The sequence below is a fragment of the Candidatus Poriferisodalis sp. genome (assembly GCF_965221945.1).
In the GTDB taxonomy this organism is placed as follows: domain Bacteria; phylum Actinomycetota; class Acidimicrobiia; order Acidimicrobiales; family Poriferisodalaceae; genus Poriferisodalis.
Genome location: NZ_OZ244925.1, coordinates 1,911,979 through 1,929,510, shown reverse-complemented (window position 1 = coordinate 1,929,510; position 17,532 = coordinate 1,911,979). Strand labels below are relative to the sequence as shown.

General features: G+C 66.8%; 16 protein-coding genes. 10 read left to right on the top strand and 6 right to left on the bottom strand.

The features are described from left to right. The first annotated feature begins 353 nt into the window (after positions 1-353). The 4 genes from ACOQPH_RS08935 to ACOQPH_RS08920 are packed head-to-tail and all read left to right on the top strand — an operon-like array spanning position 354 to position 3,901. Complete coding sequence (locus ACOQPH_RS08935) at positions 354-875, top strand: MogA/MoaB family molybdenum cofactor biosynthesis protein (protein WP_420624273.1); 522 nt, start codon at positions 354-356, stop codon at positions 873-875. Continuing rightward, the gene (gene ribD, locus ACOQPH_RS08930; RefSeq protein WP_420624272.1) at positions 875-1,990 is read left to right on the top strand and encodes a bifunctional diaminohydroxyphosphoribosylaminopyrimidine deaminase/5-amino-6-(5-phosphoribosylamino)uracil reductase RibD; all 1,116 of its coding nucleotides are present in this window, start codon (positions 875-877) and stop codon (positions 1,988-1,990) included. The genes ACOQPH_RS08935 and ribD overlap by 1 nt, the downstream gene beginning before the upstream one ends. 11 nt (positions 1,991-2,001) lie before the next feature. Further along, positions 2,002-2,607, top strand: coding sequence for a riboflavin synthase (locus ACOQPH_RS08925; protein ID WP_420624271.1), 606 nt, complete (start codon positions 2,002-2,004; stop codon positions 2,605-2,607). Continuing rightward, entirely contained in the window at positions 2,600-3,901 is a 1,302-nt protein-coding gene (locus tag ACOQPH_RS08920) for a bifunctional 3,4-dihydroxy-2-butanone-4-phosphate synthase/GTP cyclohydrolase II (RefSeq protein ID WP_420624270.1), read from the top strand. Before ACOQPH_RS08925 ends, ACOQPH_RS08920 begins: the two co-directional genes overlap by 8 nt. A gap of 152 nt (positions 3,902-4,053) precedes the next feature. On the opposite strand, the gene hisG is transcribed toward ACOQPH_RS08920, so the two are convergent. Continuing rightward, positions 4,054-4,929 (bottom strand): ATP phosphoribosyltransferase, encoded by an 876-nt coding sequence (hisG, locus tag ACOQPH_RS08915; protein ID WP_420624269.1) that lies wholly within the window; start codon positions 4,927-4,929, stop codon positions 4,054-4,056. Between the two features lie 103 nt (positions 4,930-5,032). Next, positions 5,033-5,518 (bottom strand): hypothetical protein, encoded by a 486-nt coding sequence (locus ACOQPH_RS08910; protein ID WP_420624268.1) that lies wholly within the window; start codon positions 5,516-5,518, stop codon positions 5,033-5,035. Between the two features lie 205 nt (positions 5,519-5,723). On the opposite strand from ACOQPH_RS08910, the gene infC reads away from it, so the two are divergent. The 6 genes from infC (at position 5,724) to pheT (ending at position 11,491) form a co-directional block, all read left to right on the top strand. Continuing rightward, positions 5,724-6,332, top strand: a complete 609-nt coding sequence (gene infC / locus ACOQPH_RS08905; RefSeq protein ID WP_420624267.1) for a translation initiation factor IF-3 — start codon at positions 5,724-5,726, stop codon at positions 6,330-6,332. 106 nt (positions 6,333-6,438) lie between these two features. Next, positions 6,439-6,633, top strand: a complete 195-nt coding sequence (gene rpmI / locus ACOQPH_RS08900) for a 50S ribosomal protein L35 (RefSeq protein WP_420624266.1) — start codon at positions 6,439-6,441, stop codon at positions 6,631-6,633. A gap of 45 nt (positions 6,634-6,678) precedes the next feature. Further along, positions 6,679-7,047, top strand: coding sequence for a 50S ribosomal protein L20 (rplT, locus tag ACOQPH_RS08895; RefSeq protein WP_420624265.1), 369 nt, complete (start codon positions 6,679-6,681; stop codon positions 7,045-7,047). Between the two features lie 56 nt (positions 7,048-7,103). Next, complete coding sequence (locus ACOQPH_RS08890; RefSeq protein ID WP_420624332.1) at positions 7,104-7,889, top strand: TrmH family RNA methyltransferase; 786 nt, start codon at positions 7,104-7,106, stop codon at positions 7,887-7,889. 76 nt (positions 7,890-7,965) lie between these two features. Further along, positions 7,966-9,027 carry a phenylalanine--tRNA ligase subunit alpha gene (pheS, locus tag ACOQPH_RS08885; RefSeq protein ID WP_420624331.1) on the top strand — a complete coding sequence of 354 codons (1,062 nt, stop codon included), beginning with the start codon at positions 7,966-7,968 and terminating at the stop codon, positions 9,025-9,027. Between the two features lie 52 nt (positions 9,028-9,079). Then, the gene (gene pheT / locus ACOQPH_RS08880) at positions 9,080-11,491 is read left to right on the top strand and encodes a phenylalanine--tRNA ligase subunit beta (protein ID WP_420624264.1); all 2,412 of its coding nucleotides are present in this window, start codon (positions 9,080-9,082) and stop codon (positions 11,489-11,491) included. A 24-nt stretch (positions 11,492-11,515) separates the two neighbouring features. On the opposite strand, the gene ACOQPH_RS08875 is transcribed toward pheT, so the two are convergent. From ACOQPH_RS08875 to ACOQPH_RS08860, 4 genes are all read right to left on the bottom strand, one after another. Next, positions 11,516-12,466 carry an NAD(P)-dependent oxidoreductase gene (locus ACOQPH_RS08875; protein WP_420624263.1) on the bottom strand — a complete coding sequence of 317 codons (951 nt, stop codon included), beginning with the start codon at positions 12,464-12,466 and terminating at the stop codon, positions 11,516-11,518. Positions 12,467-12,512: 46 nt separating this feature from the next. Continuing rightward, positions 12,513-13,442: an SDR family NAD(P)-dependent oxidoreductase gene (locus tag ACOQPH_RS08870; protein WP_420624262.1), complete on the bottom strand. Its 930-nt coding sequence runs from the start codon at positions 13,440-13,442 to the stop codon at positions 12,513-12,515. 65 nt (positions 13,443-13,507) lie between these two features. After that, a complete protein-coding gene (locus ACOQPH_RS08865; RefSeq protein ID WP_420624261.1) occupies positions 13,508-14,317 on the bottom strand; it encodes an SDR family NAD(P)-dependent oxidoreductase in 810 nt (269 codons plus the stop codon). A 179-nt stretch (positions 14,318-14,496) separates the two neighbouring features. Further along, on the bottom strand, positions 14,497-17,505 hold the full coding sequence (locus ACOQPH_RS08860; protein ID WP_420624260.1) for a cytochrome P450: 3,009 nt from the start codon (positions 17,503-17,505) through the stop codon (positions 14,497-14,499). Positions 17,506-17,532 lie beyond the last annotated feature (27 nt).

Here is a 17,532-nt window from a genome sequence, read left to right as displayed (position 1 = left end):
AACGCCGTGGGTGAGCAAGCATCAACCTGACTTGCCGGAACTGCACCGTGAGCTGGCCCTCTGGCTCGGTGACCAGACCAATTTCAATCGTCAGCAGCTGAGCGCCAGGTCGAAGTGGTTCGACCGAGGCTTGTTACTGTTGCCTGTAGAAGTTGTCGGCGTCATCATCGCTTTGGGAGATGCAGCCCGTGTTTAGGAAGAGACGACGGAACCGGAAGAAGGTACAGCAGCCACAAGCGGGGAAGCCGGCTGCGCCGCCCCGGCCGACTCGTCCCAATCCCGGTGTGTCGGAGAAGCGGGGGGCGCGCTAGTCGCCAGCGTCACGCTCTGCGGACCGTCGGTAGCCTGCCGCGATGGCCGGATCGCATGCGGGGCATCATCAAGGCCACGATCAGCCCGACCCGGCGCACGGGCTCGCGGCGAAGGTGCTGACGGTCTCCGACGGCGTTGTCGCTGGCACTCGGCAGGACCGCAGCGGCGAAGCGCTCGGCGAGACGTTGGCTGCCGCGGGATACGAGGTGGTCGAACGCCGTGTGGTTGCCGACGGCATCGAGACGGTGGCCGAGGCGCTGCAGGCCATGTCCGGTGGGTTTGAAGGCCTGATCGTCACGACCGGCGGCACCGGCTTCACCGAGAGAGATCTCACACCCGAAGGAACCCGCGCCGTCATCGAGCGCGAAGCACCGGGCCTTGCCGAGGCCATGCGACTGGTGAACCCTCTGGGCCGTCTGTCGCGGGGAGTCGCTGGCATCATCGGCCGCAGCATCGTGCTGAACACGCCCGGCTCCACCAAGGGATGCGTGGAGTGCTTCGAGGCAGTGGCTGACGTCTTGCCACACGCGCTGGCCCTGCTGGCAGGCGAACGGCTTCACTGATGTGCTCGGATGACACGGCTCCCCACAGCGAGCCGGTGAGCTTGGTGAACCCGGCGACGGAGTCTGACGCTGCGCAGATGGCGGTGGCCATCGATCTGGGCGAGAGCGTCCGGGGCACGACAGCGCCGAATCCGTGGGTGGGCACCGTGCTCGTCACGGCGAACGGCGAGGTGTTTGACGGGGCCACCGAGCCGCCTCCGCGACGACACGCCGAGATCGTGGCGCTGGACGCGGCGCGCGAGACCGGCACGGACCCCGCAGGGGCCACGCTGTACACGACGTTGGAGCCCTGCTCGCACACCGGACGCACGCCTCCGTGCGTTGAAGCGATCATCGACGCCGGAATCGCCCGCGTCTTCATCGGCGTCGCCGACCCCGATCCGCACGTGTCAGGCCGGGGGACGCTTGCGCTCCGGTCCGCAGGAATCGACGTCATCGAAGGTCTCGGCGATGTCAAGGCCTCGCTCGGTCCCTACCTGCAGCAGCGCCGCACCGGCAGGCCCTGGGTCGTGCTCAAGCTGGCCGCCACCCTGGACGGCCGCATCGGGGCGCCCGACGGTTCATCGCAGTGGATCACCTCGCCCGAAGCCCGTGCCGATGTCCACGCGCTGCGCGCACGCTGCGATGCGGTGCTGGTGGGTGCTCGCACTGTGCGTGCAGACAACCCGTCACTGACCGTCCGCGATGCACCGGGTACCAACCCGCGCCGCTTCGTGCTCGGCTTAGCGCCGGCTGGCGCAAACGTGCATCCCTGCACCGAGGTAAGCGGGCCGCTGCCCAGAGTGCTGAGGGATCTGGCCGCCGAAGGCGTCGTCGAGCTGCTGGTGGAGGGCGGTGCCCACGTCGCGGGGGAGTTTCACCGGTCTGGCTTGGTCGACGAATACGTCGTGTATCTCGCGCCTGCGCTCGCAGGCGGCGATGACGGGCTCCCGTTGCTCGCGGGCGCTGGCGCATCCACGATCAGCGAGTTGTGGCGTGGCCACATCGCTGAAGTCCGCCACGTCGGCGGGGACCTGCGCGTCAGATTGCACCCCGTCGGGCACCCCGTGGCGCAGTCCAGCGACGATCCCGCCGGTACCGTCAGCCCCGATCCGCGCCCCAGCACGGGGCGCTGAAGGGATCAGCGATGTTCACCGGAATCGTCGAGGAACTCGGCAGCCTCGCCGGCAGCGGTAGTGAGCGATACCGATTCAATGCGGCGGTAGTGCTCGCTGACAGCGCCGTCGACGACTCGATCGCTGTGAATGGCTGCTGCCTCACCGTCGTCGCAATGGGGGATGGCTGGTGGGAGGCCGACGTCACCGCCGAGACGGCCAGTCGCACTGCGCTCGGTTCGCTGGCAGAGGGCGATCCAGTGAACCTCGAGCGCGCAATGCGCTATGCAGACCGGCTCGGCGGCCACATGGTGCAGGGTCATGTGGACGGTGTGGCAACGATCACGCGACCTGGCCCTGACCTGCGCGTCGCTGTGGGTTCCGACGGGGGATTGCGTCGATACCTGGTGGAGAAGGGGTCGATCACGCTCGACGGCGTCAGCCTCACGTGTTTCGACATCGACGACGATGAGGCCGGTGGATGCGAGTTCTCGGTGGCGCTCATCCCGCACACGATGGCCCTGACCACCATGGGCACTGCGCAGCCCGGCGACCTCGTCAACCTCGAGGTTGACGTCCTCGCTCGTTATGTCGAGCGCTTACTCGGGCAGAATGGTGCTGGAACCAACCATGAGTGAGTCCGGCATGACCGACCACAACGCAGCCGAAGGGGCTCCAGCCGGTTCGCCGTTCGCTGCCATTCCCGATGCGATCGCAGCTATCGGACGCGGCGAGATCGTCGTGGTCGTTGACGACGAGGACCGTGAGAACGAGGGCGACCTCATCATGGCGGCTGAGCACGCCACGCAAGAGGCGATGGCGTTCTTCGTCCGTTACACATCGGGGGTCATCTGCGCTCCTTTGATGGGGGAACGACTCGACGAGCTGGCATTGCCGCTGATGGTGACCGTCAACACCGAGTCGATGCGCACTGCCTACACGGTCACCGTGGATGCAGCCGAAGGCACCACGACCGGAATCTCAGCGGGAGACCGGGCACGAACCCTGAGCCTGTTGGCCGACCCGAAGTCCAGCGCCAATGACTTCAACCGGCCTGGCCACGTGCTGCCGCTGCGCTATCGCCCTGGTGGCGTGCTCAAGCGGGCCGGACACACAGAAGCAGCGGTGGACCTTGCCCGGCTGGCGGGGTGCCATCCCGCCGGGGTGCTCTGCGAGGTGGTCAACGACGACGGGTCGATGGCCCGCCTGCCGGATCTCGTCGAGTTCAGCGATCAACACGGGTTGCTCCTCATTTCCATCGCCGACCTGATCCGCTATCGGCGCGCCAACGAGCGCCTCGTGGATCCGATCGCGCAAGCCCGCATCCCCACCATCTACGGCGAGTTCATGGGGCACGTCTTCCGCGACTTCGACGACACCGAGCACCTGGCGCTCACCTACGGGACCGTCATGGGCTCCGAGCCGGTGCTGGTGCGCGTCCACAGCGAATGCCTGACCGGCGACATCCTGGCCTCGATGCGCTGCGATTGCGGGGCACAGCTGCACGGCAGCCTGGAGGCCATCGCCGAGTCGGGCGCCGGCGTGCTCGTGTACCTGCGCGGCCACGAGGGCCGCGGCATCGGTATCGGTCACAAGATCGCTGCGTATTCGCTGCAGGACCTGGGTCGCGACACCGTCGACGCCAACCTGGAGCTGGGCCTGCCGGTGGACAGCCGGGAATACGGCATCGGGGCGCAAATCCTGGCGGAGCTTGGCGTGCACCGGATGCGCCTCATGACGAACAACCCGAACAAGATCGGCGGTCTGTCCGGCTACGGACTCGAAATCGTCGAGCGGGTGCCGACCACGGCGCCAGCCAACCCGCACAACCAGGCCTACCTGCGCACGAAGAAGATGCGCATGGGCCACCTCATGGACGACGAAGCCCAGAGCGACCTGGATCTCGAACAGACGCCCCCGCTCGCGGACTAGAGGACAGGGTTCAGGGGACGATTTTGGAGATCGGCATCTCGATGGCTGAATTGTCGTCGAGATGCCTGGTGTGCGGCCCGCTCAGGGGACGATTTTGGAGATCGGCATCTCGATGGGTGAATTGTCGTCGAGATGCCTGGTGTGCGGCCCGCTCAGGGGACGATTTTGGAGATCGGCATCTCGACGATGTCCGTCGCGCCCCTCTCGAGCAGCTCCGGGATGAGCACGTTGATCTCGTGTTTCGGCGCCACAGTCTCGACGGCGTAGGCTTCGCCGCCCCACAGCTCGTTCACAGTGGGCGCCTTCATCGACGGCAGTACGTCCACAACGGCATCGAGGTGTTCGCGGGCCACGTTCAGCTTGACCAGCACCTTGCCGCGAGCGTCGAGCACCCCGTCGAGGAGCGTCTTGATCTGCGTCATCGCTCGACGCTTTGCCGGGTCGTCGTAGGCGGCTCGGTTGGTGAAGATCTCGGTGTAGCTCGTGAGGATCTCGTCGATGATCCGCAGACCGGCGGCCCTCAGGGCCCGGCCCGTCTCGGTGAGGTCGACCACGGCGTCCACGATCTCGGGTGCCTTGGCCTCCGTCGCGCCGTAGCTCAGCCGCACATCGGCATCGACGCCGCGCTCGGCGAAGTGGCGACGGGTGAGCTCGGGATACTCGCTCGACACCCGTACCCCGTCAGGCAGGTCGGCGAGCGCCTGGTAGCTGCTGGCGTCGGGCACTGCGACCACGATGTGCACCGGTCGCGAAGTGGCCTTCGAGTAGCGCAACTCGCCCAGGGAGATGACGTCGCTGCTGGTCTCCTCGATCCAATCGCGTCCGGCGATGCCCAGATCGAACAGACCATCGGCAACGTAGGACGGGATTTCCTGGGGCCGCAGTATCCGCACGTCGTCGATGCGCGGGTCGTCAATCGTGGCGCGGTAGTCCACCGCTGAGCCCCTGCGAACTGGCAGGTCGGCGTCAGCAAACAGCTGCAGGGTCGCCTCTTCGAGCGAGCCCTTTGGGAGCACGAGCTTGAGCACGGGCGGTAACGGTACCCGCGGCACCGCTGCGAGCTGTGCTGGTTATTGCCGTGGTAGTTCTTGACGTGCCGTGCGGGCTGTCGCCGTGTGCCGACTCGACAGCTCAGGCTTCGGATTGGCGCTTGTGGATTTCCACGTATGCAAGGCGGATCTGCTGCAATGCGCCCCGCAGCGTCTCACCGGCGGGCAGCTGGTCGGCCAGATGGTCCACGAGCAGTCCCAGCGCATCAATGGGCAGGCGCGCCTCGGCCAGGTCGGGCGGATCCCGCTGCAGGTGGAGTGCCGCCAGCTCGAACAGACCCATCATGTGGTTCTGCACGATTTCGGCCGCTGGCACCGACACCAGCTGTTCCTGGGCCTCGCGCAGCCCCTCCTGCATCTCGGCCAGCTCTTCGGGATCGAAGGGCTCGCCGGTACGGGGATCGATCGGCAAACCCGTCTCGGGGTCTATGTCAAATGCGCCGCCGTCGTCATCAGCGGAGTACGCACCGCCGTCGTCATCAGCCTTGCTGGGCGGAGCCTGCGACGGCTCGCCGGTGCCCTCGCGAGGTACGCGATGCTCACCCTCCGGTGTCCACAACGTGCTCATCGGCGACCTCTCCAGCTCGTATCACTGCGCTGGCCTGCAGCGACCTCGCCTCGGCGCTGTGTCGGACTGCGCCGGAGTCTCCGCACCGCCGCTGTGCCGCCCATAGCCAGCGCTGTTACCCTACGGCCCCTACAACTGAAACAAGCGGGGTCCTGACCCCCACCGAACCGCCGGAAGGCGCGTTCCGGTACCGGGTTCGCAACGGATGCCGCGTGGACGAGGAGCGTCCTTTGGACAAGCGAGTACGGCCATAGCACGCGCAAGTGACGGTGACGCCCGGATCAACGAGGACATCAGGGTCCGCGAGGTCCGTCTGGTTGCACCTGACGGCGAGCAGATCGGCATCAAGTCGGTGCCTGAGGCTCTGCAGATCGCACGCAACTTGGACTTGGACCTCGTTGAGGTGGCGCCGAACGCCGCCCCTCCGGTTTGCCGGATCATGGATTACGGCAAGTACAAGTACGAGGCGGCACAGCGGGCGAAGGAGTCGCGGCGCAAGACGTCGCACGCGGGGCTAAAGGAGATGAAGTACCGGCCCAAGATCGGGTCGGGCGACTTCGGCACCAAGACAGCCAAGGTCTGCAAGTTCCTCGAAGACGGCCACAAGGTCAAGGTCACCGTTATGTTCAGAGGGCGCGAGGTGTTCCATCCCGAACTGGGCGGTCAGATCTTGGAACGTGTTGCTGAGGCAGTCGTCGACGTCGGGAAGGTCGACCAGTTCCCCCGGCTGGACGGGCGCAACATGACCATGTTGTTGAGCCCAGACCGCATCTCGCGCCAGCGCCGCAAGGCCGCAGACCCGCCCAGCGACTGACGCACCGCCGGCCCGCGCTGCAGCCGTCGGACACAGTTCAACAGACTCACGCACCTAGAACGCGTGAGCCAGACCGAGTGAGCCAAGAGAGCAAGGCACTGAAACCATGCCCAAGATGAAGACCCACAGCGGCGCCAAGAAGCGCTTCAAGACCACGGGCTCCGGCAAGCTCGTTCGCCGCAAGCGGAACCGCAATCACCTGCTCGAGAAGAAGTCGTCGGCGCGCAAGCGGCGCTTAGCACTCGAGGGCGAGGTGTCCAGCGCCGATGGCAAGCGAGTCAACCGGATGCTGGGCCGCTGAACCCCGTTTCCGCAGACCCGATCCCAGAGAAGCGAGAGGATCAACATGGCACGAGTCAAGCGATCCGTGGCTAGTCGCACCCGTCGCAAGGCGACGCTCCAGAAGGCGAAGGGCTACTACGGCAACAAGAGCAGGTCATTCAGGGCCGCCAACGAGCAGGTCATGCATAGCGGGCAGTACGCGTTCCGCGACCGCAGGGCCCGTAAGGGCGAATTCCGCCGCCTGTGGATCCAGCGCATCAACGCTGCTGCACGCCAGAACGGCACCACCTACAGCAGGCTCATACACGGGCTGGACGTGGCGGGCATCGTTGTCGACCGCAAGAACCTGGCAGACCTCGCCGTCAGCGATCCCGCAGCGTTCGCTGCGATCGCCGAGCGTGCCGAGGCTGCCCTCACCGACACAGCCGCCTGAGCGCACTCCAGCCGTCACCGCCGTCGGGGGCCGCATTGTCGCGGCTGTCGCGATTGGTGCGCGATCGGCGCCAGCGCGACGCAACCGGACTTGCCGTCGTCGAGGGACCCAGAGCCGTCGACGGGGCACTGGCCAGCGGCGCCACCCTCGAAGCGGTTTTTGCCCGTCCCGAGCTGGTCGACCGCTACGCGCCAGCCGGTGCGCCCGACGATCACCCTGATGCAGCGCGACTGGGAATTGGGTTCCGGGGACGAATCGGTGCGATCCACCCCGTTCCCGCCGACGTGCTCGACCCGCTCGCCGATGCCATGAACCCCCAAGGGGTCCTCGCGATCGCACGCTTCGCGGACTCGCCGCTCAGCGCGGCAGTGACGGCGGCGCGGGTCGTGGTGCTCGAAGCAGTGCGCGACCCCGGAAACGCCGGGGCTGTGGTCCGCAGCGCCGTGGCCGTGGGAATCGGTGCGGTCATCGCTACTGAGGGCACGACCGATCTGTGGAGCCCCAAGGCGCTGCGAGGTGCCGCAGGGCTGACGTTCGGAACGATGGTCAACCGCGGCCACCCCACCGCTGAAGTGCTCGACGTCCTCGGAGATGCCGGACACCTGCGAGTACGCGCCGCACCCGATGGCGAGGTGCGGTTGGACGAGCTGCCACTCAATGATCACATGGCACTCGTGGTGGGCAACGAGGCGCACGGACCGTCCGCCGACGCTGTGGCTGGCACCGACATCGCCGTTGCGATTCCCATGCAGCACCCGGTGGACTCGCTCAACGTAGCCGTGGCCGCCGCCGTGCTGATGTACGCCATGCGGCCAGAAGCCGGGAACCTGCCGACGAATTGAGTTCGCGAATGCACCGCGGACTCGTACCCTGCCTGCCGTGAACGGCCCGGCGACCGAAACAGGACTCGACACGCTGCTGGCGGATATCGACGCTGCGCGCACGCAGGGCCTCGCCGCGGTGGCAGCGGCATCTTCTGGCGACGAGTTGGCGCAGGCGGAATCTGGCTCGTTCGGACGCAAGTCGACGCTCGGCCAGATCAAGCAAGGATTGGGTTCGCTGGCTCCAGAGCTGCGGGCCGCAGCTGGCCGCGCACTCAATGAGGCCCAGCAGGCGTTGCGCACCGCTCACGCGGAGGCCGTCGACGAACTCGCTGCTGCAGCACGCCGTGAGCAGCTGCAACGTGAGTGGCTGGACCTCACCGAGACGCCGCCGGGGCCAGGGCGGGGGCACTTGCACCTGGTCACCCAGACCACCGAGCGCCTCGAGGACGTGTTCGTCGGCATGGGCTTCACCGTGTCCGAGGGCCCCCAGGCCGAGACCGATTGGTACAACTTCGAGGCGCTGAACCTGCCAGCTGCGCACCCAGCCCGGTCGATGTGGGACACGCTGTACTTGGACCTGGGCGAGCGAACCGAACTTGGCGACGGCGAGGGCGGCGAGGCGTCCAACGTTCTGCTGCGCACCCACACCTCGCCCGTGCAGATCCGGGTCATGGAGGTTCAGCCGCCGCCGATCTACACGATCTGCCCCGGCCGCGTGTTCCGTCGCGATACGGCGGACGCCAGTCACATGCCGGTGTTCCACCAGATCGAGGGCCTGGTGGTGGACCGGGGCATCTCGTTCACAGACCTTGCGGGCACGCTGGAGGAGTTCACCTCGGCCTACTTCGGCAAGTCGATCTCGTCGCGGCTGCGTCCCTCGTACTTCCCGTTCACCGAGCCGTCTGCGGAGTTCGACATCACCTGCGTGCTCTGCGAGGGCTCGGGCTGCCAGACCTGCCAGCGAACCGGCTGGATCGAGCTGGGCGGCTGCGGCATGGTGCACCCCAACGTGCTCTCCAACTGCGGCATCGACTTCGAGGAATGGACCGGATTCGCATTCGGCTTCGGCATCGACCGGCTGGCGCTGATGCGCCACGGCATCGACGATCTGCGAGACATGTACACCAACGACATCCGGTTCCTCAGCCAGTTCTGATGCAGGGAGTCGCGGGGATGAGTGTTCGAGCACCCAGGGGAGACATGCCGCGATGAAGGTGCTGCTGAGCTGGCTGCGCGAATTCGCACCCATCGCGGGCGATTCCGCCGAGCTGGCCGATCACCTGAGCGATCTCGGCATGGCTGTCGAGGAAATGCGCATCCTGCCGTCACTCGACGGTGTGGTGGTGGCGCGAGTGGCGGGGTTGCGACCGCATCCGGAGGCCGATCGCATCCAGTTGGTTGACGTGGAGCTGCCCGGCACCAGCGGTGAGGGCACCGACGGTGCGTTGCAGGTGTGCTGCGGCGCATTCAATATGTCGGTCGGCGATCTGGTGCCGCTCGCGACGGTCGGCACGACCATGCCGGGTGGCCTCGAAATCGGCAAGCGGCGCTTGCGCGGCGAGGTGTCCGAGGGCATGTGCTGCTCGGCTGCTGAACTCGGGCTGGGCACCGATGCTGAGGGCATCATGATCCTGCCCGACGGGTTGGAGCTCGGCGCTCCGCTGATGGACCAGATCGGTCTGGGCGGCGACGTGCTCTACGACCTCGAGGTCAACCCGAACCGTCCCGACGCGATGTCGGTGGCCGGCGTGGCACGCGACTTGGCCGCACGTCTCGGTATCCCGTTCGAGATACCGGAGCCGGTCGTTGCCGAGACCGACGAGGACATCTCGAACGTGGCATCGGTCGAGATTGTGGACGGGGACCTGTGCGGCCGCTTCGGCGTACGCGCCATTCGCGACGTAGCCGTCGGCGTGTCGCCGCTGTGGATGCAGTTGCGCCTCGCCCTGTGCGGGATGCGGCCCATCAACTCGGTCGTGGATGTCTCCAACTACGTGATGCTCGAGCTGGGCATGCCGAACCACACCTACGACCTTGCGCTTGTCCCCGGTGGCCACCTGGGCACGCGGCGCAGCCCAGGCGACGAAACCGTCGTCACGCTCGACGATCAAGAGCGCACCATGCAGCGGGGTGACGGCGTCATCATCGACCGCGACAACCAGCCCATTGGCATCTCGGGAGTCATGGGCGGCGCAAGCAGCGAGATCAGCGAGGCCACCACGGCGGTCTTGCTCGAATTGGCTTGGTGGGATCGCTTGTCGATCACCCGCACCTCCCAGCGGCTTGGCCTGCGCTCGGAAGCTTCAATGCGCTTCGAGCGAGGAACTGACTGGGACTTGGTGCCAACAGCGCTGGATCGCTTCTGCGAACTCCTGATCCGGATCACTCCGGGCGGGGTGTCGGTCTGCCGCGGTCGTCTCGACGGGCGTGGCGAGCTGCCCGATGCGACACGCGTGGATGTCCGCCCAGCCCGCATGAGCCACCTGCTGGGACAGCCTTTCAGCGAAAGCCAACTGCGCTCGTTGCTTGACCCGATCGGTTTGCACTGCGATAGCGCCACCGACGGCTCGCTGGAGGTGACGATTCCCAGCTTCCGTCCCGACGTGGCCACCGAAACCGATGTGGCTGAGGAGGTCGCTCGTCACTACGGCTACGGGCGGCTCGGCCGAACGGTGCCGCGGTCACCCGAGCCGGGCAGGCTGACGCCGACACAGCGGTTGCGCCGCGACCTGCGTCGCGTGCTCATCGGGGCCGGCTTGTCTGAAGCAATGCCCAACCCGTTCCTCGCGCCCGACGCCCTTCGTCGAGCGGGCATTGACGGCGCCGAGCCGGTCCGCCTGCTGAACCCGCTCGCCACCGAGGAATCGGTATTGCGCCCGTCGTTGCTGCCTGGCCTGCTCACCGCGGCCGCATACAACACGTCCCACCGCAACGAGACTGTGTCGCTGTTCGAGATGGGCGTGGTGTTCGGCCAGCCGCCAGTCGCATCGTCTCCAGCTACCCCGTCGAATGGCGCGCTTCCGACCGAAACTGAACAGCTCGGCGCCATTTGGGCCGGCGGCGAGGCGACAGATGCAGTACGGCTGTGGGACCTCATCGCTGTCGCGTTTGGGCTCGATGCCTCGCTGGTGAACACCAGCGACCTCGACGGCATGCATCCGGTACGGGCAGCACAAATCATGCTCGAAGGACACGCCATTGGCTACGTGGGTGAGGTCGACCCGGTCGTGTGCGAGCGTCATGGTCTCGTCCAGCGCTGCGCTTGGCTGCAGCTCGACATGGAGCCCCTGCTTGAAACAGCGGCCGCAATTGCCGACCGGCCCTACCAGCTGGTCTCGACCTATCCCTCGAGCGACATCGACCTCGCGTTCAGCGTGCCCGACGGCGTTCAAGCCTCAGAGATTCGAGACATGCTGCGCGCCGCTGGCGGCGACGAACTTCGCTCAGTCGAGCTCTTCGATGTCTACCGAGGCGATCAGATGGCCCCGGGCACCCGTTCGCTGGCCTACCGCCTGCGCCTGCAAGCCGACGACCGTACCCTCACCGACGAACAGGTGGCAGAGATCCGCCAGCAATGCATTGACGCGGTCGAAGCCACCCACGGCGCTGTTCTGCGCTGAGCTGCCGGCGGGCAGCATCTGGCGTCAGTAACCCAGATCCAAGTACACGGGTCCGATCAACGGCTCGTCGGCTAGCCGCAGCGCGACGTTGGCCTCGACACGCTCGGCCAGCAGCACGAGGCCCATCTCGGGCGTATTGCCGATGTGGGGCGTGATGAGGCAATTGGGCAGGCTCCACAGTGGATGATCCGCGGGCAGCGGTTCGGGGTCCGTCACATCCAGGGCAGCGCCGCCGATCTGGCCCGTTCTCAGGGCCTCCACGAGGTCGTCAGTGACGATGTGGCCGCCGCGGGCCACATTGATGACCCAGGCATGATCGGGCAGGGCCGCCAGCTCCACGGCGCCGATGATCCCGGCAGTGTCGGGTGTGAGCGCGAGGGCCAGCACGAGCACGTCGGTGCCCGGAAGGACATCGGCGAGCGCATCGGGCCCGACGACTCTCGCAGCACCATCCGCGCTGCCTGACGCCGCTCCATGCGGCGTTGGAAGCTCGGGGCGGTTGCGCAACACGGTCACCTCGCAGCCGAACGGCGCGAGCAGACGCAGCAACGAGTTCGTGATGCCGCCGCCACCCAACACTGTCACGGAGGCACCCAGCAGGTTTCGCCCCTCGGGCGCGCTCCACGCGTCGGCGCGGGCGTAGGTGGCCATTCCGCGCATTCCGGCCAGCGCCAGCATCAGCGCGTGCTCGGCGACGGGTTCTGCATATACGCCCTTGCCGCAGTACCACTCAATGGCTGGCCGGGCAGTCACGACGTCAACCACCGGCTCGATGCCGGCGTAGGGGAGCTGTACCCATTCGATGCCGGGATTGGCATCCACCATTTCCCCGATCAACTGGGCCTGGGTGGGTTCGGCCCACACGAGCGCTGATGCCCCATCCGGGACGCTCACCGTGCCCCCGCCCCGCACGACAGCCTCAGCCAGCACTGGACGCCGCCAGCAGTCGGGCTCGACGGCGACGAGCACGCTCATCGTGTCGCCCTCCGTCCGCTTCTCATGCGACTCACGTCCAAATCCGTCAACGAATGTCGGCGGCCAGGCCGCCGTCGGGAGCGATGATCTCGCCGGTCACGAAGCTGGCTTCGTCGCTGCACAGGTAGAGGCAGGCATTGGCGATGTCGGCGGGCTCGCCCAGTCGGCTCAACGGGGTCTCCCGCTCGCGTTCACGCACCCACTCGTCGCTGTCGGTCATGGAGGCCGTCATGGATGTACGGATGTACCCGGGTGCGACCGCGTTCACCCGGATGCCGTAGCGGCTGAGTTCAAGGGCTGCGCAGCGGGTCAGCATCCACACGCCGGCCTTGGACACGCAGTAGTCCGATCCGCCCTGCAGCGCCATCAAACCCGCCACCGAGGCGATGTTCACGATGGCACCGCCCCCGCTGTCACGCATGCGGCGCGCGACCGACTGGTTCGTGAGCATGACACCGGTCAGGTTCACATCGATTACTCGCTGCCACGATTCCAGTGACTTCTGGAGTAGCCACCGGTCGCCCCGTTCATAGAAGTCCTGGCCGACTTGCTCGGGGATCTCCCGGCTGACGTAGCCGGCGTGGGAGATGCCCGCAGCGGCCACGCAAGCGTCGAGCCGCCCGAAAGCAGCCACTGCGGCTTCGGCCATTGCCTCGTTCTGTTCCTGATCGGCAGTGTCGACCTGGGTCCAGGTCGCCTGACGGCCACGGTTGGTGATCTCGGCCGCAACGGCTTCGGCACGGTGAGGATTCAGGTCGGCCACGACGACCGATGCACCCTCTTGCGAGAATCTCAGCGCGCATGCCCGGCCGATGCCCGATGCCCCGCCGGTGATCACGACCACCTTGCCGTCCATGCGGCCCGCCGAGCTCGGGGACGCCGCTCCATGCGGCGCCGTGCTGGCTGACGCCGCTCCATGCGGCGCCGTGCTGCTGGACGCCGCTCCATGCGGCGCCGTGCCTTCGTTGTCCGCCATCGCCGGTGTCCTCTCGTCGTGCTCCGGTTGTGACCTTGTCGGCTATGTGTTGCTGGGCGCGCCGCTCAGCGGCCGGCGGCCATGACGCCGCCGTCAGGGAAGATGATCTCGCCGGTCACGAAGCTGGCATCGTCGCTGCACAGGTACAGGCAGGCGTTGGCGATGTCGTCAGGTACGCCGAGCCGCCCCAGCGGCGTCTCGCGTTCACGTGCGGCCACCCACCGCTCATTGCCCAGCACGGCACCGCTCATCGATGTCTGGATGTAGCCGGGACCCACGGCGTTGACGCGGATGCCATAGCGACTGAGCTCCAGCGCCGCGCAGCGCGTCAGCATCCACACGCCGGCCTTGGAGACGCAGTAATCCGAGCTGCCCTTGAGCACATTGGTGCCGGCAATGGACGAGATGTTGACGATCGCGCCGCCGCCGTTGTCCTTCATCTTGCGGGCCACGGCCTGATTGGTGAGCATGACACCGGTCAGGTTGACATCTAGCACTCGCTGCCACGATTCGAGCGACTTGTCCATGAAGAACATGTCGCCCCGGTCGAAGCGGTCTTGCCCCGCCTGCTCGTCGATCTCGCGGCTGACATAGCCGGAATGAGAGATTCCTGCCGCAGCCACGCACGCGTCGATGCGCCCGAAGGCCTCGACGGCGGCGTCTGCCATCTCGTCGTTCTGTTCTTGCTGCGAGGTGTCCACCTGCACGGCGATGGCGTCCTGACCCAACGCGTTGATCTCGTCGACGACGGTCGCAGCGCGTTCGGGGTTCAGGTCGGCGACCACGATGGACGCGCCTTCGGCAGCAAAGCGCAGCCCACATGCTCGCCCGATGCCTGACGCTCCGCCGGTGATGACGGCCACCTTGTCCGCCATGCGACCCTCTGTGCTGCTTGACCCCGCTCCATGCGGCGCTGGGCTGTCTGATGCCATGGTCCCTCCCGCTCTCGCGCTGATTGCGACGGTCTCGCCGCGGCATGGCTTCGAGGCTCCACCCGCGATGCCTCCAAGATCATGCCCCACCGGCGCGTAGCAGGTCGGCTGAACGTAGCCGTTCAGTCGGCGTTGCTCACCCGGGACTTCAGACTCTCGCGTCGTCCCCGGATGAGCCGCCAGGTGACCCGTTCGTGACGGGGCGAGATGCCCATGGCTTGGCGGATGATGCGTTCGTCGACGGCGTCGGGGGCTGGCGAGAAGCCGATCTCGGTGGCCATCCGGACCCCATTGCGGGCGAAGAACGACGAGGCGATGCGCTCGAATTGAGCCAGCACCTCCATCTCGGATTCCAGCTCGCCCGCCACCGAGCACAGGTAGGCGAAGTTCTTGATGAACAGCATCAGCTCTTTGGGGATGCGTCCGCCGTTGGCCAGCAGGCCCGAGATCAGCGCACGGAATTCGGAGGTGAACTCGTCCTCTGTGAGTTCGAGCGGGTCGAATCCCGGCCGATCAAGGCGCAGGTCGGCGATGACTCGTTCGGGACTGCTGCCAGGTCCGAAGGCTCCCAAGTCGATCATCCCGGAAATCTGCGACTCCAGGTCGCCGGTGAGCAGGCCAACCACGTAGCGCAGAAATGCCACCCGTTTGGGCCCTTCGAGCCGGCCGGTAATACCGAAGTCGACCAACCCGATGGCGGGTGGCTCGCCGGGTGGCGTCCCCTCGGTGTCGATGAACACGTTCCCGGCGTGGAAGTCGCCGTGGAAAACGCCCGTCATGCAGGCGCCGTGGAGCAGGGCGTCGTTCATCTGGCGGAAGATGGCTGCAGCTTCGCCGTCGGCGAGGTCTTCGGGCCGCAACTCGCTGAGCGGGCGCCCGGCGACCGGGCTCATCACGATTACCCGCTCGGTGACAGCATCGAGGAACGGTTCGGGCACCTCCCAGCGTCCGGTGGTGGTGGCGCGCAGCGCACGGTCGACCTCGAAGAGGTTTGCTACCTCGACCCGGAAGTCGAGTTCCTCGGAGATGGTCTCGGCGAACAGTTCCACGAGCGCCGGCGGATTGGCCAGCGCGGTGATCGGGATGCGGCCCACCAGCTTCGGCGCGATCCACGCCAGCACCGCCAGGTCTCGTTCGACACGCCGGCGGATACCGGGCCGCTGCACTTTGACCATGACCCGCGTGCCATCACCAAGCCGGCCCTCGTGCACCTGGGCGATGGAGGCCGCTGCGGTCGCCTCGGTGTCGAAGTGAGAGAAACGCTCGTCGATCGGGCCCAATTCGGCCTCGATGACCTCGCGGATCGCGGCCCACGGCTCGGCCGGCACTTGGTCACGGCACAGCCGGCACTCGGCCACGAGCGCATCGGGGAAGACACCCTCGCCGGCGGCGATGAGTTGAGCCAGCTTGATGTAGGCAGGGCCGAGCTTGGTTGCCGCCAGCCGAAGGCGTCGGTAGATCTGCTCTCGCCGCTCCTCGGGATCAAGTCGCCGGTCGAGCAATCGACCGGCGTAGCTGGCCCAGCCGATACGAGCTGCAGTAATCACCAGCCGAAACACGGGCGGGAAGCGCGGCCGTGCGATCAGCTCGGGGACGCTGTCGTGGATCGCGCGGCGCAGCGGTGCCACAGTGGTCAGGTAGCGATCGCGCTCGGCCGAGGTTCCGAGATCGGCGTTCGTGCTGGCCGGCGGCAGTGTTCTCGCCGATATCCGTGTCGCCAATGGCGCGGTGTTGAGTCGCAGGCGCATGCGGGACGGTCCCCAGATCCCCAGCGAGAGCGGCTTCCACTCGACCGGTTCGTCCAACTCAAAGCTCTCGACGTGCTCGACGAAGACCCGCAGTGCTTCCTGCAGCTCTGCCCGGGCCAGGAATGCCCCGAGGCAGTGGTGCGCACCGCTGCCGAAGGCCAGGTGCGGATGTTCGTGGGGGACAACCGGATTGAACTCGTAGGGATCGAAACTGTGCTCGTCGGGGGGAGACTCTTGCGAGGCTGGGCGATCGGCGTCCGGCGATGTTCCAGCGTGGGCCGGGCAACCGCCCGAAAGGCTGGCCGCGTGCAGGCCGATCATGACGATGGTGCCTGCTGGGAACAGCAGACCGTTGACGATCAAGTCGGTGGTGGCGATGCGCATCGCCGTGCGCACTGCCCCGATGTAGCGCAGCGATTCCTCGACGTATGCCGGTATCTGGTCGGGATCGGCCCGCAGCGCCGCATATTGCTCCGGCCTGTCGGCGAGCACCGCCAAGGTGGCCCCGAGCTGGTTGCGTGTGGTGTCGGTCCCGGCGATCAGCAGTGCCTCGACCATGCCGATGAGCTCGTCTTCGCTCAGCCGGTCACCCTCATCAGACACAGTGATGAGCTCCGACAGCAGATCGTCGGCTGGTTCGAGGCGTCGGCGCTTGATCAGGTCGACCACGTACGCGCCCAACTCGGCCTGTGCTGCGGCGATGTCGCCGAGCCTGCGGACCACGGCCTCGGCGTCACCGTCGAAGAGTCCGAAGATGGTCTCGGCCCACCGGCCGAACTGACCCCAGTCGTCGTCGGTCACGCCGAGCAGGCGGCAGATGACCGGCACCGGATACGGGTCGCACAGGCCCGAGACGACTTCTCCGCCGCTTGCAGACACCAACGGATCGATCAGTCTCGCTGCGTGGGATGCCATGAACGGTCGCAGCCGGTCCGCCGCCGCGGGCGTGAAGGCACGGCCGAAGAGCCTCCTCAGACGGCGGTGATCATCACCTTCGAGTGACAGCACGTTCGGTCGAGCCCTCATCGCCTCGTCGCCAGCGCTGACGGGTGCGTCCCGGCGGGCCCGCGCCATGAAGGCGTTGAAGTTCACCGGTGTGCGCCCGGCACCATCGAGCGCTGCCTCGTCGAGCATCGCGACGCCGGCCAGCATCGAGATCCATGCCGGGTCGCGCAGGATCGCGCGCGCCTCGTCGTATCCGTGGACGAACAGTCCGAATGGCGTGCGGACTACCCAGTCGCCGGTGCGGCTCAGCTCGCGGCTCATCGCAACCAAGTCGGCAAATTCCCCGATAGCGAAGTCCGCGAACGGCACCGCCCCCTCGTCATCGATGGACCGGGTCGGCGCGTCAGGTTTCTCGAGCGCGGTTGCGCTGCTGTTCACGCCCCTATCTCATCACGCCTGCCACCC

Bases quoted from the DNA above. Each gene is read 5' to 3' on its own strand.
- ACOQPH_RS08935 (WP_420624273.1), top strand. From the start codon at position 354: ATGGCCGGATCGCATGCGGGGCATCATCAAGGCCACGATCAGCCCGAC.
- ribD (WP_420624272.1), top strand. From the start codon at position 875: ATGTGCTCGGATGACACGGCTCCCCACAGCGAGCCGGTGAGCTTGGTG.
- ACOQPH_RS08925 (WP_420624271.1), top strand. From the start codon at position 2,002: ATGTTCACCGGAATCGTCGAGGAACTCGGCAGCCTCGCCGGCAGCGGT.
- ACOQPH_RS08920 (WP_420624270.1), top strand. From the start codon at position 2,600: ATGAGTGAGTCCGGCATGACCGACCACAACGCAGCCGAAGGGGCTCCA.
- ACOQPH_RS08910 (WP_420624268.1), bottom strand. From the start codon at position 5,518: ATGAGCACGTTGTGGACACCGGAGGGTGAGCATCGCGTACCTCGCGAG.
- infC (WP_420624267.1), top strand. From the start codon at position 5,724: ATGCCGCGTGGACGAGGAGCGTCCTTTGGACAAGCGAGTACGGCCATA.
- rpmI (WP_420624266.1), top strand. From the start codon at position 6,439: ATGCCCAAGATGAAGACCCACAGCGGCGCCAAGAAGCGCTTCAAGACC.
- rplT (WP_420624265.1), top strand. From the start codon at position 6,679: ATGGCACGAGTCAAGCGATCCGTGGCTAGTCGCACCCGTCGCAAGGCG.
- pheT (WP_420624264.1), top strand. From the start codon at position 9,080: ATGAAGGTGCTGCTGAGCTGGCTGCGCGAATTCGCACCCATCGCGGGC.
- ACOQPH_RS08875 (WP_420624263.1), bottom strand. From the start codon at position 12,466: ATGAGCGTGCTCGTCGCCGTCGAGCCCGACTGCTGGCGGCGTCCAGTG.
- ACOQPH_RS08870 (WP_420624262.1), bottom strand. From the start codon at position 13,442: ATGGCGGACAACGAAGGCACGGCGCCGCATGGAGCGGCGTCCAGCAGC.
- ACOQPH_RS08865 (WP_420624261.1), bottom strand. From the start codon at position 14,317: ATGGCGGACAAGGTGGCCGTCATCACCGGCGGAGCGTCAGGCATCGGG.